This window comes from Streptomyces sp. NPDC050315 (genome assembly GCF_040655775.1).
In the GTDB taxonomy this organism is placed as follows: Bacteria; Actinomycetota; Actinomycetes; order Streptomycetales; family Streptomycetaceae; genus Streptomyces.
In genome coordinates this window covers 39975-54282 of sequence record NZ_JBFAKN010000007.1, presented here as the reverse complement: position 1 = coordinate 54282, position 14308 = coordinate 39975, and the positions used below count along the sequence as shown (strand labels likewise).

The 14308-nt window shown below is 70.3% G+C and carries 13 protein-coding genes and 3 pseudogenes; 4 read left to right on the top strand and 12 right to left on the bottom strand.

The window, feature by feature from the left end:
- Position 1: 1 nt before the first annotated feature.
- On the bottom strand, positions 2-361 hold the full coding sequence (locus AB0I82_RS25630) for an NADH-quinone oxidoreductase subunit A (RefSeq protein ID WP_030262580.1): 360 nt from the start codon (positions 359-361) through the stop codon (positions 2-4).
- Positions 362-1085: 724 nt separating this feature from the next.
- Between AB0I82_RS25630 and AB0I82_RS25625 the strand changes: the two genes are divergently transcribed.
- Positions 1086-1898, top strand: coding sequence for an NlpC/P60 family protein (locus tag AB0I82_RS25625; protein ID WP_363259717.1), 813 nt, complete (start codon positions 1086-1088; stop codon positions 1896-1898).
- A 106-nt stretch (positions 1899-2004) separates the two neighbouring features.
- Here AB0I82_RS25625 and AB0I82_RS25620 read toward each other — a convergent pair whose 3' ends face one another.
- The 4 genes and pseudogenes from AB0I82_RS25620 to AB0I82_RS25605 form a co-directional block, all read right to left on the bottom strand.
- Positions 2005-2331 (bottom strand): putative quinol monooxygenase, encoded by a 327-nt coding sequence (locus AB0I82_RS25620; protein ID WP_030262574.1) that lies wholly within the window; start codon positions 2329-2331, stop codon positions 2005-2007.
- A gap of 89 nt (positions 2332-2420) precedes the next feature.
- Positions 2421-3164 (bottom strand): IclR family transcriptional regulator C-terminal domain-containing protein, encoded by a 744-nt coding sequence (locus AB0I82_RS25615; protein ID WP_363259716.1) that lies wholly within the window; start codon positions 3162-3164, stop codon positions 2421-2423.
- Between the two features lie 65 nt (positions 3165-3229).
- A complete protein-coding gene (locus AB0I82_RS25610; protein ID WP_363259715.1) occupies positions 3230-3397 on the bottom strand; it encodes a hypothetical protein in 168 nt (55 codons plus the stop codon).
- A gap of 277 nt (positions 3398-3674) precedes the next feature.
- Positions 3675-4991: pseudogene (locus AB0I82_RS25605) on the bottom strand (geranylgeranyl reductase family protein); the annotation flags it as partial.
- A gap of 91 nt (positions 4992-5082) precedes the next feature.
- Between AB0I82_RS25605 and AB0I82_RS25600 the strand changes: the two are divergent.
- Positions 5083-5595: a GNAT family N-acetyltransferase gene (locus AB0I82_RS25600; RefSeq protein WP_363259714.1), complete on the top strand. Its 513-nt coding sequence runs from the start codon at positions 5083-5085 to the stop codon at positions 5593-5595.
- On the opposite strand, the pseudogene AB0I82_RS25595 reads toward AB0I82_RS25600, so the two are convergent.
- Positions 5548-5790 (bottom strand): annotated as a pseudogene (locus AB0I82_RS25595) (helix-turn-helix domain-containing protein); the annotation flags it as partial. The gene AB0I82_RS25600 and the pseudogene AB0I82_RS25595 overlap by 48 nt on opposite strands.
- 55 nt (positions 5791-5845) lie before the next feature.
- Here AB0I82_RS25595 and AB0I82_RS25590 point away from each other — a divergent pair.
- Positions 5846-6376: pseudogene (locus AB0I82_RS25590) on the top strand (NAD(P)-dependent oxidoreductase); the annotation flags it as partial.
- Positions 6377-6401: 25 nt separating this feature from the next.
- Here AB0I82_RS25590 and AB0I82_RS25585 read toward each other — a convergent pair.
- The 4 genes from AB0I82_RS25585 to AB0I82_RS25570 form a co-directional block, all read right to left on the bottom strand.
- Entirely contained in the window at positions 6402-7100 is a 699-nt protein-coding gene (locus tag AB0I82_RS25585; RefSeq protein ID WP_363259713.1) for a demethylmenaquinone methyltransferase, read from the bottom strand.
- A gap of 37 nt (positions 7101-7137) precedes the next feature.
- Entirely contained in the window at positions 7138-7698 is a 561-nt protein-coding gene (locus AB0I82_RS25580) for a hypothetical protein (protein WP_363259712.1), read from the bottom strand.
- Between the two features lie 10 nt (positions 7699-7708).
- Entirely contained in the window at positions 7709-8905 is a 1197-nt protein-coding gene (gene mqnC, locus AB0I82_RS25575) for a cyclic dehypoxanthinyl futalosine synthase (RefSeq protein WP_363259711.1), read from the bottom strand.
- 340 nt (positions 8906-9245) lie between these two features.
- Positions 9246-10133 carry a menaquinone biosynthesis protein gene (locus tag AB0I82_RS25570; protein ID WP_363259710.1) on the bottom strand — a complete coding sequence of 296 codons (888 nt, stop codon included), beginning with the start codon at positions 10131-10133 and terminating at the stop codon, positions 9246-9248.
- Positions 10134-10468: 335 nt separating this feature from the next.
- On the opposite strand from AB0I82_RS25570, the gene AB0I82_RS25565 reads away from it, so the two are divergent.
- Complete coding sequence (locus tag AB0I82_RS25565) at positions 10469-10672, top strand: cold-shock protein (RefSeq protein WP_003984261.1); 204 nt, start codon at positions 10469-10471, stop codon at positions 10670-10672.
- Positions 10673-10914: 242 nt separating this feature from the next.
- Here AB0I82_RS25565 and AB0I82_RS25560 read toward each other — a convergent pair whose 3' ends face one another.
- Entirely contained in the window at positions 10915-12825 is a 1911-nt protein-coding gene (locus tag AB0I82_RS25560; protein ID WP_363259709.1) for an AMP-dependent synthetase/ligase, read from the bottom strand.
- Positions 12826-12934: 109 nt separating this feature from the next.
- Entirely contained in the window at positions 12935-14239 is a 1305-nt protein-coding gene (locus AB0I82_RS25555) for an acetyl-CoA C-acetyltransferase (protein ID WP_363259708.1), read from the bottom strand.
- Positions 14240-14308 lie beyond the last annotated feature (69 nt).

Sequence of the window (14308 nt, the reverse complement as noted above, 5' to 3'; positions counted from 1 at the left end):
CCTAGTCCCATTCCAGGCCGCCGCGGCGCCAGACGTAGGCGTAGGCGACGAAGACGGTGAGCGCGAAGAGCAGCATCTCGACGAGCCCGAACAGCCCCAGGGCGTCGAAGGTGACGGCCCAGGGGTAGAGGAAGACGATCTCGATGTCGAAGACGATGAAGAGCATCGCCGTCAGGTAGTACTTGATCGGAAAGCGACCGCCGCCTGAAGGCTGTGGGGTCGGCTCGATCCCGCACTCGTACGCCTCGAGCTTGGCCCGGTTGTAGCGCCTGGGTCCGACGAGCGTGGCCATGACGACAGAGAAGATCGCAAAGCCTGCCCCGAGGGCTCCCAGTACGAGGATGGGCGCATAGGCGTTCACCGTCCTCGCTCCCTTCAGTCGACGATGACTGGTTGGCGGTCCGGCCCGGGCCCGTTCACTCCTCGACGGATCTCGACAGAGATCGCTGCCATGTGAGGCAGTTCACAAGCCGTGGCCGCCTGCATCCTATGCCCGTGAGTCTGTGATCTGCGACACGGGGTGCGACAACGCCTTTGTGATCTCCACCACCTGACGAAGGATCATGAAGTCGGATGAGCGGCGATCTTCGTACCGGAAGCGCCCGAGTGATCACTTCAAGTGACAAAACCAGCGGTCGTCGCTGGTCAAAAGGATGCCCCCGCTATCAAGAACTACGCTCCGCACGCAAATTGGCGCTGGACACCGTCAACTGCTAGTGCGCGCCCACCCGTCCGCGTGACCCAGTCGTGACCCCGCTGTGATCGTCGGTACGTGCATCGCTTCACGAGCGCGCATCACGAGGACATAACGGCCACTCAGGAGTGAGCTATCCCACGCGTTTCACGCTTCTAAAACCTTGACGGTCGGGAAGCCTTGGCGTGTCGGTTGCGAAGGTGGTAAGTGCCGTGCTGAGGCGCATCGAGCGGTAAAAGCCGTGCGCAGGAACATGATCACGAAATTCGGACACCCCCTCGGCCGACACGCGACTGGCCGATTGGTCCGGTTTGTTCACCGTGTACGCGTCAAAAGTGGTGCACACCACCTTTGTTGGCAGCAACCTGGGGCTCCTGATAGCCGTGGTGCCATGTCCCCGAACGCACTCATACCCAGCCACCGGAAGCCCCGCCGCTCCGCGACTTCGCGAGCCGTGCGCGCAGGGTTCACCGGTGGCATCCTCACGCTGGCGGTGACCGGTACCGCCGTCCCCGCGAACGCCGCCGAGAAGTCGCCCTCCGAAACGCAGGAGATGCCGACCATCAGCGCCACGCTCGCGACGTCCGTGGCCAAGACCGCGGACAGCACCCAGCAGGTGGCGAACCAGTACGAGCTGCAGGCAGCGCAGGACGCCGTCTTCTCCAAGGCCGAGAAGGCCGCACAGAAGGCCCAGGACAAGGCCGTCGAGGCCAAGCGCAAGGCCGAGGCGGAGAAGCGGGCCGCCGCGGCCCGCAAGGCCGAGGAAGCCGAGCAGGCCCGCGCTTCGCGCTCCGCGGACCGTGGCCCCCTCCTTTCCGCGTCCGCCTCGGTCGACACCGGATCGCTCGAAGGCTCCACCGCCTCCCTGGTGGACTTCCTCAAGGCCCAGGTCGGCAAGGCGTACGTGAGCGGCGCGACCGGCCCGTCCGCGTACGACTGCTCCGGCCTCACCCAGACCGCGTTCCGGCAGATCGGCATCGACCTGCCGCGCGTCTCCCAGGACCAGTCGACCGCCGGCACCCAGGTGGGCCTGGACAACCTCCAGGTGGGCGACATCCTCTACTGGGGCAGCGCGGGCAGCGCGTACCACGTCGCGGTCTACATCGGCGACGGCCAGTACATCGGCGCGCAGAACCCGAACGACGGTGTCGCACAGCACGACCTGAGCTACGACCGGCCGACGGGCGCCGTCCGCGTCCGCTGAGGCCCCTCCCCTGGGCCGTAGGCATCACGAAGGGCCGTCGTTCCCCCCGCTCGGGAACGACGGCCCTTTCGGCGTACTTTGCGGCTTTCGCCCGTTCACGTACTCACTACTGGCGCGGCTTGACCTCGGCCATCTCGCCCCAGCCGGTGCCCTCGGTCTCGACGTTGATGATTTCCGGGGTGCTCGCGACGAGGCCGGACATCAGCTCGATGGCCTCCTTGAAGTGGTCGGACTGCACGTGCGCCACGCCCGCCTCCTGGCCCGCGAACGCCTCCAGCAGCACGAACTGGTTCGGGTCGTCCACGCTCCGGGACCACTCGAAGAAGATGTTGCCCGGCTCGGCGCGGGTGGCGAGCGTGAAGGGCTCGGTCAGCGACAGCCACTGGTCGCTCTTCTCGGGCCGGACGGTGAACTTCACAGCGATGAAAATCATGCGACCACTGTGCGCCGCGGGCGGCCGCGCCGCGAGCCGACGGGGCCGCCATTCCACCGATGCCGGAAAAACCGGTGCCGGTACCGGCCTCAGACCGCGGCCGCCGCACGGGTCAGTACCGACGCCAGCTCGCCCCGGCGCGCCGGGTAGTCGGCGGTCGGCAGGGACACCGACAGCGCGCGGACGGAGCCGTCGGGGCCCTCGCCCGGGAGGCGGACGGCGAGACAGGTGTGGGCCGGATCGGTCTCGCCGACCGACACGGCGAGCCCCTCCCTGCGCACCCGCACCAGCTCCGCCTCGAAGCGCTCGGGCGAGGTGATCGTACGGTCCGTCAGCCGGGGCAGGCCGTGCGCGTCGAGGTAGCGGCGGCGCGCGGGCCGGTTCAGCGCGGCGAGCAGCACCTTGCCGTGCGCGGTGGCGTGCGCGCCGTGGTCGGGCCCCACCGCGAACGGCGTGCCGGCCGCCGACACCGGCAGCGTGCTGTCGAGGACCGCGATCCGCCCCCGCCCCACCGCACTGAGGTACGCGTGCGTCCCGGTCGCGCGCCGTACGTGCCGCAGCAGCTCGCGCGCGTCATCCTCGATGCCGGTCTGCCGCTGGAACGCCCGGTACAGCGCGGGCACCTGGGGCCCGAGGGCGTACCCCCCGCCCGTACGCGTGAGGTGCCCCCGTGCGGTCAGCGGCCCCAACAGGTTGTAGACCGTGGACAGTGAACAGCCCAGCCGCCGGGCCAGCGCCTTGGCCGGCACCGGCCCCGCCGACCCGGCCACCGCGTCGAGCACGTCCAGCGCCCGGTCGACGGAGAGCGGTCCGTTGGCGGGTGCGGCGGACATGGCGGGGCCCTCCAGGCGTCTCGGGCGGCAGTTGCTGCTACTGCTGCTACTGGCTCCAGGATCCCTCACCGCGGCCAGAGTGTGCTCTGCCGGTTGGCCTCCCGGACCTTCGCCCTCAGCTCCGCCCGGCGGTCGTCCTCCCCCTGCGCCTCGTCCGTCCGCTCCGCCGACTCGGGACGCTCGGTCCCCTCGTCCCGTTCATCCCGTTCGCCCCCCTTCGATCCGTCCCTCATGACGTGCCCCCTCGCAACCGGCGCCGTGCCCTCGCCATCCTCATGGTTCACGCTCCGTGTTCCACTCGGCGCTGTGTGTGCTCCTCCCCAGCCTGGCCGCCCGCACGCCTGCACGACAGTGGGCACAATCCGCCAACTTCACGTGTCAAGGCCGGCCTTGAGACAGCCCGGAAAGCAGACAGCCGGAGGCAGACGGCTCGGGAAGCAGCCGGCCCGGAAAGCACGGTGCCGCCACCGGCAGAGCCGATGGCGGCACGTCAGGCCGTACTTGCCCGGGTCACGCCTTGGGCGCGACCTTGCTCAGGCCGTTGATGATGCGGTCCATCGCGTCGCCGCCGGTGGGGTCGGTGAGGTTGGCCAGCATCTTCAGGGTGAACCGCATCAGCATCGGGTGGGTGAGGCCGCGCTGCGTGGCCAGCTTCATGATCTTCGGGTTGCCGATGAGCTTCACGAACGCGCGGCCCATCGAGTAGTAGCCGCCGTAGGTGTCCTTGAGGATCTTCGGGTACCGCTGCAGGGCCAGCTCGCGCTGGGCGTACGTGGCGCGCGCGTGCGCCTGCACGATGACGTCCGCGGCGATCTGGCCGGACTCCATGGCGTACGCGATGCCCTCGCCGTTGAAGGGGTTCACCAGGCCGCCCGCGTCACCGACCAGGAGCAGGCCCTTGGTGTAGTGCGGCTGGCGGTTGAAGGCCATGGGGAGCGCCGCGCCGCGGATCGGCATCGTCATGTTCTCCGGGGTGTACCCCCAGTCCTCCGGCATCGAGGCGCACCAGGCCTTGAGGATCTCGCGCCAGTCCAGCTCCTTGAAGCTGCTGGAGGTGTTCAGGACACCGAGGCCGACGTTCGACGTGCCGTCGCCCATGCCGAAGATCCAGCCGTAGCCGGGCAGCAGCCGGTCCTGCGGGCCGCTGCGGTCCCACAGCTCCAGCCAGGACTCCAGGTAGTCGTCGTCGTGGCGGGGCGAGGTGAAGTACGTACGGACCGCGACGCCCATCGGGCGGTCCTCGCGGCGGTGCAGGCCCATCGCCAGGGAGAGGCGCGTGGAGTTGCCGTCGGCGGCGACGACGAGCGGGGCGTGGAAGGAAACCGGGGTCTTCTCCTCGCCGAGCTTGGCGGTGACGCCCTCGATGCGGCCGGTCAGGTCGTTGACGATCGGGCCGCTGACGTTGCAGCGCTCGTACAGCCGGGCGCCGGCCTTCTGCGCCTGGCGGGCCAGCTGCTCGTCGAAGTCGTCACGCTTACGGACGAGTCCGTAGTCCGGGTACGAGGCCAGGTCCGGCCAGTCGAGCTGCAGCCGCACCCCGCCGCCGATGATCCGCAGCCCCTTGTTGCGCAGCCACCCGGCCTCTTCGGAGATGTCGATGCCCATGGACACCAGCTGCTTGGTGGCGCGCGGGGTCAGCCCGTCACCGCAGACCTTCTCCCTCGGGAAGGCCGTCTTCTCCAGCAGGAGGACGTCCAGGCCGGCCTTGGCGAGGTAGTACGCGGTGGTCGAGCCGGCCGGCCCGGCCCCCACGACGATGACATCGGCGGTGTGCTCGGAGCGGGCCTGGGCGGGCGCGTCGGCCTCGGTCACGTCGGTCACGGCGTAATCTCCCGGAACTCGATATCTGGGTGCCGACCGGCACTGGACCCGTGCAGTCTATGCAGGCGTACCTGATCGGATTCCGAAGGGTTGGTCCATGCAGAAGCCGCTTCCCCCCGTCGAGCTGCGCGTCCCCACCGAGGAGGACGCATGGAACTGGCACCGGGTCTTCGACGACCCGGAGGTGATGGAATTCCACGGCGGCGCGTCCGCCGAGGTGTCGGCCTACGAGGAGCTGACCGCCCGTCAGCGCCGCCACCACGCCGAACGCGGCTTCTGCTTCTACACGATCACCGACCCCACGGACGGCGCGGTCATCGGCTTCGCGGGCGCGCAGCCGTGGCCGCGCACGGAGTGGGGCCCGGTCGGCGAGATCGAGATCGGCTGGCGGCTGGGCCGGGCGTACTGGGGCAAGGGCTACGCCACGACCGTGGCCCGGCGCGCCCTGGAGGACGTACGGGCCGCGGGCGTACGGCACGTCGTGGCCATGGTGCAGGCCGAGAACGCGCGCTCGATCGCGGTCACCCGACGGCTCGGAATGCGGCAGGCGGAGACCTTCATCTCACCCGTCTCGAAGGTGACCGGCCTCTGCCACCGGCTGGACCTCTGAGCCGCCCGGATACGCCGCGCCGAGTATGTGCTCCCGGCCCCAGGCGCCGAGCGGCTCCAGCACCTCGTTCAGCGACCTGCCGAGGTCGGTGAGGGAGTACTCGACGCGGGGCGGCACCTCGTCGTACACCTCGCGGCGCACGACGCCGTCCTCCTCCAGCTCGCGCAGATGAGAGGCGAGCACCTTCTCGCTCACGTTTCCGTCCCTCGCCGCCGCCGTACGGTCACCATCGCCCCGCCCCTCCCACCTGGTGGTCAACCTCACCACCGGCACCCCCGAGCAGGCCCGGGCCCGCGCCGCCTGGGCCGGGGAGCGGGGCGCCCGCTTCCTGGACGGCGGCATCATGGCGACACCGCCGATGATCGGCGCCCCGGAGACCGGGAGCTTTGTCTTCTACAGCGGCGACCGCGCCCTCTTCGCCACCCACCAGGAGACCCTGGCAGTGCCGGTCGCCACCAAGAACGTCGGCGAGGACATCGCGCCGGAGGACATCGCGCCGAAGAACTTCGCGCAGCTGGTCGCGGGCTGGCTATCGGCGATGACCGCCTCCGTGCACGAGGCCGCCGAACACCTGGAGACCGGCGACTACACCAAGGGCGTGGTCTCCCACCTGGCCATGCAGGTCGCGGGGAGCGCGACCCTGCTGCGCACGGCCGAGGAGCAGGGCGTCAGCCCCGAACTGCTGACGCCGCTGTTCTCCCTCATGGAGCGCCGCCTCACCGCCGGACACGGCGACGAGAGCACGACGGGCGTGATCGACCTGCTGGCGCGACCGGTTTGATCCGTCAGACGGCCGGTTTGGTCCGTCAGGCGGCCGGCTTCGTCCCCCGGTGCAGCGCCACGATCCCGCCCGTGAGGTTGCGCCAGGCGACCTTCTGCCAGCCCGCCTTCTGGAGCAGCGCCGCCAGCGCGGGCTGGTCGGGCCAGGCGCGGATGGAGTCGGCGAGGTAGACGTACGCGTCGGGGTTGGAGCTGACGGCGGTCGCGACCGGCGGCAGCGCGCGCATCAGGTACTCGGTGTAGACGGTCCGGAAGGGCGCCCACGTCGGCTGGCTGAACTCGCAGATCACGACCCGCCCGCCGGGCTTGGTGACGCGGTACAGCTCGGCCAGCGCGGCATCGGTGTCCTGCACGTTCCGCAGCCCGAACGAAATCGTGACGGCGTCGAACGAGTCGTCCGCGAAGGGGAGCCTGGTCGCGTCCCCCGCCGTGAACGGCAGCCACGGCTGCCGCTTCTTCCCCTCCCGCAGCATCCCGATGGAGAAGTCGCACGGCACGACATACGCACCGGTCCGCGCGAAGGGCACCGACGAGGTCCCCGTACCGGCCGCAAGATCGAGCACCCGCTCGGCAGGCCGCGCGGCAACGGCCTTGTCCACGGCCTTGCGCCACAACCGCGCCTGCCCCAGGGACAGCACGTCATTGGTCAGGTCGTACCGTTCCGCCACGTCATCAAACATCGAAGCGACTTCGTGCGGCTGCTTGTCCAGGGATGCTCGGGTCACGGAGCCCATTGTTCACCACGGGCCGCGGCGCGCGGGCTCACCCCCGGCGCCGGTACACCAGCCGGCCCCCGAGGGCCGTCACCAGACAGGTGCCGTCCTCGGCGAAGACCGCGAAGTCGGCCGGGGCGCCCGGTACGAGGGCGGCCGGGCGGTCGCGGAGGCCCGAGCGGGTGACCGCTGTGCGGACCGACGGGCGGGTGAACGGACCCGTCAGGGACGTCGTCCCGTTCGCCAGCAGCCGCTGGAGGCCGCGGCGGGCGCTGCCGCCCCAGCGGGTTTCGGACATGTCCAGCGCGGCGAGGGCCGCGCCGCGGAGCGGCTCCGTGCCCAGTTCGGCGGCCTCGCGCGGGTCGGGGTGGTACGCCGCTTCCAGGTACGCCGCGGCGTCGGGCTCGTGGCGGCCGGGGGTGAGGACGCCGTCCCATTCCCGTACGCGGGCCCGCGAGCCGTACTCGGCGGCGAGCTCCTCGTACCGGCCGATGGCCTCGATGCGGGAGCCGGAGACCAGCACCGCGTCCGCGCCGGGGACCGGGCCGCCGGCAGCGGCGCCGGCGGCTGGGGCGGCCTCGACCGCGCGGACGTGGTGCAGGGTCAGCATCGCGGACGGCTCAGTTCGTCTCGACGAGCTTCAGCTCGGGGTGGGCCGTGCCGCCCTCGATGGCGGTCGAGGAGATGTGCGAGGCGACGCGGTCGTCGACCGGGTCGTTCGCCGGGTCGTCGTGGACGACGAGGTGCTCGTACGTCGTGGCGCGCTGCGCGGGGACGCGGCCCGCCTTGCGGATCAGGTCGATGATCTCCTGGCGGTTGGAGCGGTGCTTGGCACCGGCCGAGGAGACGACGTTCTCCTCCAGCATGATCGAGCCGAGGTCGTCCGCGCCGTAGTGCAGGGAGAGCTGGCCGACCTCCTTGCCGGTGGTCAGCCACGAACCCTGGATGTGGGCGACGTTGTCGAGGAAGATCCGGGCGATGGCGATCATGCGGAGGTACTCGAAGATCGTGGCCTGGGTGCGGCCCTTCAGCGCGTTGTTCTGCGGCTGGTAGGTGTACGGGATGAAGGCACGGAAGCCACCCGTCCGGTCCTGTACGTCGCGGATCATGCGCAGGTGCTCGATGCGCTCGGCGTTGGTCTCGCCCGTGCCCATGAGCATGGTGGAGGTGGACTCGACGCCCAGGTTGTGGGCCTCTTCCATGATCTCCAGCCAGCGCTCGCCGGACTCCTTGAGCGGGGCGATGGCCTTGCGGGGGCGGGCCGGCAGCAGCTCGGCGCCGGCGCCCGCGAAGGAGTCGAGACCGGCGGCGTGGATGCGCTGGATGGCCTCCTTGGTGGAGACCTTGGAGATGCGGGCCATGTGCTCGACCTCGGAGGCGCCGAGGGAGTGGATGACCAGCTGCGGGTACGCCTTCTTGATCGCCGCGAAGTGCTCTTCGTAGTACTCGACGCCGTAGTCCGGGTGGTGACCGCCCTGGAACATGATCTGGGTGCCACCCAGCTCCACGGTCTCGGCGCAGCGGCGCAGGATGTCGTCCAGATCCCGCGTCCACACGTCGTCGCTCTTCGGTGCGGCGAAGAAGGCGCAGAACTTGCACGCCGTCACGCACGAGTTCGTGTAGTTGATGTTCCGCTCGATGATGTACGTCGCGATGTGCTCCGTACCGGCGTAGCGGCGGCGGCGCACGGCGTCGGCGGCCTTGCCGAGGGCGTGCAGCGGCGCGGAGCGGTACAGCTCGACGGCTTCCTCGGGGGTGATCCGCCCGCCCTCCGCGGCGCGGTCGAGTACGGACTGAAGGTCGGCGTTCTCGGTCACCGGGCGTCCCTTTCGAGGTTCTTGGGCGGGCATGCGTCACGACCGATCCAGCGTACGCCAGGGGTTTTACGGCCCTGCCACCTCCCACCGGTGGGGGTGGGAGGCGCCCGGCGGAGGCGGCCGGTGCCCCCTTCCTTCTTGCCGCGAATAGCGGCGGAAGGAATTCCCTGGGTCCGACGGCGGCCGGACATGGTGCGCGGCACCGGAATCCATCCCTTCATTCGTTCAATATTCACCAAGAATTCCGGGAGGAATCCGGGGCGGAAGGGATGAGAAAGAAAGATGTATACAGCAAGGAAAAAGTAAGGGGCCGGCGCCTGCGAGCAGCCGGCCCCCTGGGTCAGGCGCCCAGCAGATCCACCCGTACGTCCGCCGGGAAGCCCGTCGTCGGGCCCGTGCGGCGGGCGAATTCCGTGACGCCGCGCAGCTGGTCGGGGCCGAAGCGGAAATCCAGCGTGGTGAAGTACTTCGCGAGCACGTCCTCGTCGAAGTGCTCCCAGCGCGCCGCCTGCTCGGCGACCTTGCCGACCTCCTCCAGGGACAGGTCGCGGGAGGCCAGGAACGCCTCGTGCACCTTCTGTACGACGACCGGCTCGCGCTCCAGGTAGTCGCGCCGGGCCGCCCACACCGCGAAGACGAACGGCAGACCCGTCCAGTCCTTCCACATCTGGCCGAGATCGTGCACCTCAAGGCCGAGACGCGGCGCCTCGTGCAGGTTGGCGCGCAGCGCGGCGTCCCCGATGAGGACCGCAGCGTCCGCCTCCTGCATCATCACGCCCAGGTCGGGCGGGCAGGTGTAGTAGTCGGGCGTGACGCCGACCTTCTCGGCGAGCAGCAGCTGCGCCAGCCGTACGGAGGTGCGCGAGGTCGAGCCGAGCGCGACCCGGGCACCGTCCAGCTTGTCCAGCGGCTTCTGCGAGACGATCACGCAGGACATCACCGGGCCGTCGCAGCCGACCGCGATGTCGGGGAAGGCGACCAGCTCATCGGCGTGCTTGAGGAACTCGACGAGGGTGATCGGTCCCATGTCCAGCTCGCCGCTGACCAGCTTCTCGTTCAGCTGGTCAGGGGTGTCCTTGGTGAGCTCCAGGTCGAGCAGGGTGCCCGTACGGGCCAGGCCCCAGTAAAGGGGCAGGCAGTTCAGAAACTGGATGTGGCCCACCCGCGGCCGGACCCGGCGGTGGCCGGAGGTCGGTGCGGGTGCGTCTCCTACGGTTGAATTGTCCACATGTGGAGGCTAGACCCGCGGGGCGCGCCGCGCGGCAGCGGGGGCCTCCGCGCGGCACCGAGAACCGGGCGGAACCCCGGCGAGAACCCGGTAAGAACCGGACGGGAACCCTGCCGAGAACCGACCGGGAACCGACCGCAAACCCCGGCACGAAGATAAACGTGATCTTTGGCTCTTCCGCCTTCTGAGCGCACCGTGCTAGGCTCAGCGCAAGTTGCAGTTTGGTTTCCCTTGCAGTACAGAGCCTGCGGATCATGTGACCCGCAGGCGTTTGTAGTTTTCAGACTTCTTTGCAGGTTCTGGAGCAGGGCAACCCTTTGGCCCAAGGAGGGCTTATGGCTACCGGAACCGTCAAGTGGTTCAACGCCGAGAAGGGCTTCGGCTTCATCGCCCAGGACGGCGGCGGCCCCGATGTCTTCGTCCACTACTCCGCGATCAACGCCTCTGGCTTCCGCTCCCTTGAGGAGAACCAGCAGGTGAACTTCGACGTCACCCAGGGTCCGAAGGGCCCGCAGGCGGAGAACGTCACCCCGGTCTAAGTTGCCCGGGCCGGCCGGTCGCGGCCGTTAGTAGCAGTACCCAAGGAGCCCTGCTCCGCCACTCCGGTGGCGAGCGGGGCTCCTGCCTTTTCCGCCTTTTCACGAGCCGGGCTCATGGGCCGGTGCCCGGCAAAACGGGCAGAAAAGGTGAAGCCCCGCGCCGCCTCCCCCACAGAGGCGACACGGGACTCCAGTCTGACGCGCCCGGTTCGACGTACGACGGGCGGGGGTAGGTTCCGCGCTCAACTACTTTCGTACAACGCGTCGATGTCTTTCGCATAGTCCCGTGCAATAGCCACTCGCTTCAGTTTCAACGAAGGCGTGAGATGACCGGCCTCCTCGGTGAAGTCGGCGGGCAGCACGGCGAAGCGGCGGATGGACTCGGCGCGCGAGACGAGCCGGTTCGCGTCGTCGACGGCGCGCTGCAGGTCGGCGCGGAGCCGCTCGTCGTGCACCAGCTCCGCGAGCGGCACGTCCTGCTTCTTCTGCATCTGCCGCCAGTGCGCGAGCCCGTCCGGCTCCAGGGTGAGCAGCGCGGTGATGTACGGGCGGTCGTCGCCGATCACCAGGCACTGGCCGACCAGCGGATGTGCGCGCAGCCGGTCCTCCAGCGGCGCGGGCGCCACGTTCTTGCCGCTGGCGGTCACGATGATCTCCTTCTTGCGGCCGGTGATGGTCAGGTACCCGTCGGCGTCCAGCGCACCGAGGTCACCGGTGGGGAACCAGGCCTGCTCGTCCACGGCCGGGACGGCGGTCCCGCTCGCCGCGTCCCAGTACCCGCTGAAGACCTGGCCACCGCGGAGCAGCACCTCCCCGTCCTCCGCTATGCGGACCGCGCTGCCGGGCAGCGGCCAGCCCACGGTGCCCAGACGCGGCTTGAGGGGCGGGGTGACGGTGGCGGCCGCGGTGGTCTCCGTCAGGCCGTATCCCTCGAAGACCTGGATGCCGGCGCCCTCGTAGAACGCGGCCAGCCGCCGGCCGAGCGGGGAGCCGCCGCAGATCGCGTAGCGGACCCGGCCGCCGAGCGCCGCGCGGATACGGCGGTAGACGAGCGGGTCGTACAGGCCGCGCGCCGCCTTCAGGCCGAGCCCGGGACCGGAACCGATGCCGTGTTCGGCAGCCTCGACCGCCTCCCCGTAGCGGCGGGCGATCCGTGCCGCGCGGTCGAAGGAAGCCGCCCGGCCCATCTTCTCCGCGGTGGCCCGGCCGGTGTTGTGGACCTTCTCCAGTACGTACGGGATGGCGAGCAGGAACGTCGGGCGGAAGCCGGCCAGGTCGGCGAGCAGGTCCTCGGTCTGGATGCTGGTCGCGTGGCCCAGCTTCACGCGGGCGCGCAGACAGCCGACCGCCACCATCCGGCCGAAGACGTGCGAGAGGGGCAGGAAGAGCAGGGTCGAGGCGGGGTCCTTGCTCACCGACTTGAAGACGGGGTGCAGCAGCTCGATGGCGTTGTCGACCTCGGCGAAGAAGTTGCCGTGGGTCAGGACGCAGCCCTTGGGGCGTCCGGTGGTGCCGGAGGTGTAGATCAGGGTGGCGGTGTCGGCGGGGCCGCGTCCGGCGCGCCGCTTGGTCACCTCGTACGGGAGCAGGTCGCGGCCCGCCGAGGTGATCTGGGCGACGGCGCCGGTGTCCAGCTGCCAGAGGTGGGCGAGGTCCGGGAGGCCACCGCGGACACCGCTGATCATGCGGGTCTGCTCGACGCACTCCACGACGCAGGCCCGGGCGCCCGAGTCCTGCAGGATCGACTGGGCCTGGTGGGCCGAGGAGGTCGGGTAGAGGGGGACGGTGACCAGCCCCGCCGCCCAGGACGCGAAGTCGATCAGGGTCCACTCGTAGCTGGTCCCGGCCATGATGGCGAGCCGGTCGCCGGGCCGCAGGCCGAGGGCGATCAGGCCCTTGGCCAGGGCGAGTACCTGATCGGCGAATTCCGCGGCGGTCACCTCCCGCCAGCTGCCGTCGTGCTGCTTGCGGGCGAGGACGACGTCGGTGGGGGCCTCGGCGGCGTTGTCGAAGGGGATGTCGCCCAGGGAGCCGGTGGGGACGGCGGGGGCGAGCGGCGGGACGGAGGCCTCGCGGACGACACCGTCCTCGACGGTCTTGTGCGGCGGGACCAGTACGGGCGTGGCGGGTGGTGCGGCTTCCTGGCTGGACACGAGCGGCTCCTTCGGTGCTGCTGCGGTACGGCTTCGGCTGCTGCGGGGGACGCTGTTGCTGGATACGACGCGGTACGGGCTGCCCGGCAAGGGGTGTTGCGCGCGGGGGTTATTGCGCGCGTTCGAGGATCGCCGTCACGCCCAGGCCACCCGCCGCGCAGATCGAGATCAGCCCGCGGACCGGCCGGCCGTCGGCGGCCGGCTCCCGTTCGGCCAGCAGCTCCGCGAGGGTGGCGACGATGCGGGCGCCGGTCGCGGCGAAGGGGTGGCCGGTGGCGAGCGAGGACCCGGCGACATTGAGCCGGTCGCGGTCGACGGGCGCCAGCCCCTGCTTCTCCCAGGCGGCGAGGGTGGCCAGTACCTGGGAGGCGAACGCCTCGTGGATCTCGACCAGGTCGAAGTCCTCGATGCCGAGCCCGGCCCGCTCCAGCATCCGCGGCACGGCGTACGCGGGCGCCATCAGCAGCCCGTCGTCCCCGTCCACGTAGTCCACCGCAGCCGTCTCGTACGCGGTGAGATGGGCCAGCGGCTCGATGCCGCGCGCGCTGGCCCACTCCTCGCTCGCCAGCAGCACGGTTGCCGCGCCGTCCGTCAGCGGCGTGGAGTTGCCCGCCGTCATCGTGGCGTCGCCGTCCCGGACGCCGAAGACGGGCTTGAGCCGGGCGAGCTTCTCGACCGTCGAGTCCGGCCGCAGATTCTGATCGCGGTCCAGGCCGCGGAAGGGGACGACCAGGTCCTTGAGGAAGCCGCGGTCGTAGGCGGCGGCGAGCCGCTGGTGACTGGTCGCGGCCAGGGCGTCCTGGTCGGCGCGCTGGATGCCGTACTTCTTGGCCGTACGGGCGGCGTGCTCGCCCATCGAGAGTCCGGTGCGCGGCTCGGCGTTGCGCGGGATCTCGGGGACGAGGTGGCGCGGGCGTATACGGGACAGCTGCTTGAGGCGGGCGCCTGCCGTCTTCGCGCGGCGGGTGGCCAGCAGGATCTTCCGCAGCTCCTCGTTGACGCCGAGCGGGGCGTCGCTGGCGGTGTCCGAGCCACCGGCGATCGCGCTGTCCGTCTGGCCGAGGGCGATCTTGTTGGCGGCGGCGATGACGGCCTGCAGACCGGTGCCGCACGCCTGCTGGATGTCGTACGCGGGGGTGCGCGGGTCCAGGCCCGAGCCGAGCACCGTCTCGCGGGCCAGATTGAAGTCGCGGCTGTGCTTGAGCACCGCGCCCGCGACGAACTCGCCGATCCGCTCGCCCTCCAGGTCGAAGCGCTCGACCAGCCCGTCCAGCGCGGCGGTCAGCAGCTCCTGGTTGGAAGCGGTGGCGTACGGGCCGTCCGAGCGGGCGAAGGGGATGCGGCTGCCGCCGATCACCGCGACCCGCCGGATGCCCGCGGCGCTCTGCTGCGTACTCGTCCCCGACCCACTCATCCTCGACCAGCTCCTGACCCTTGAGTAACCTTACTCAGAAGTAAATTTACGCGAGATCCAGGAGCCGGC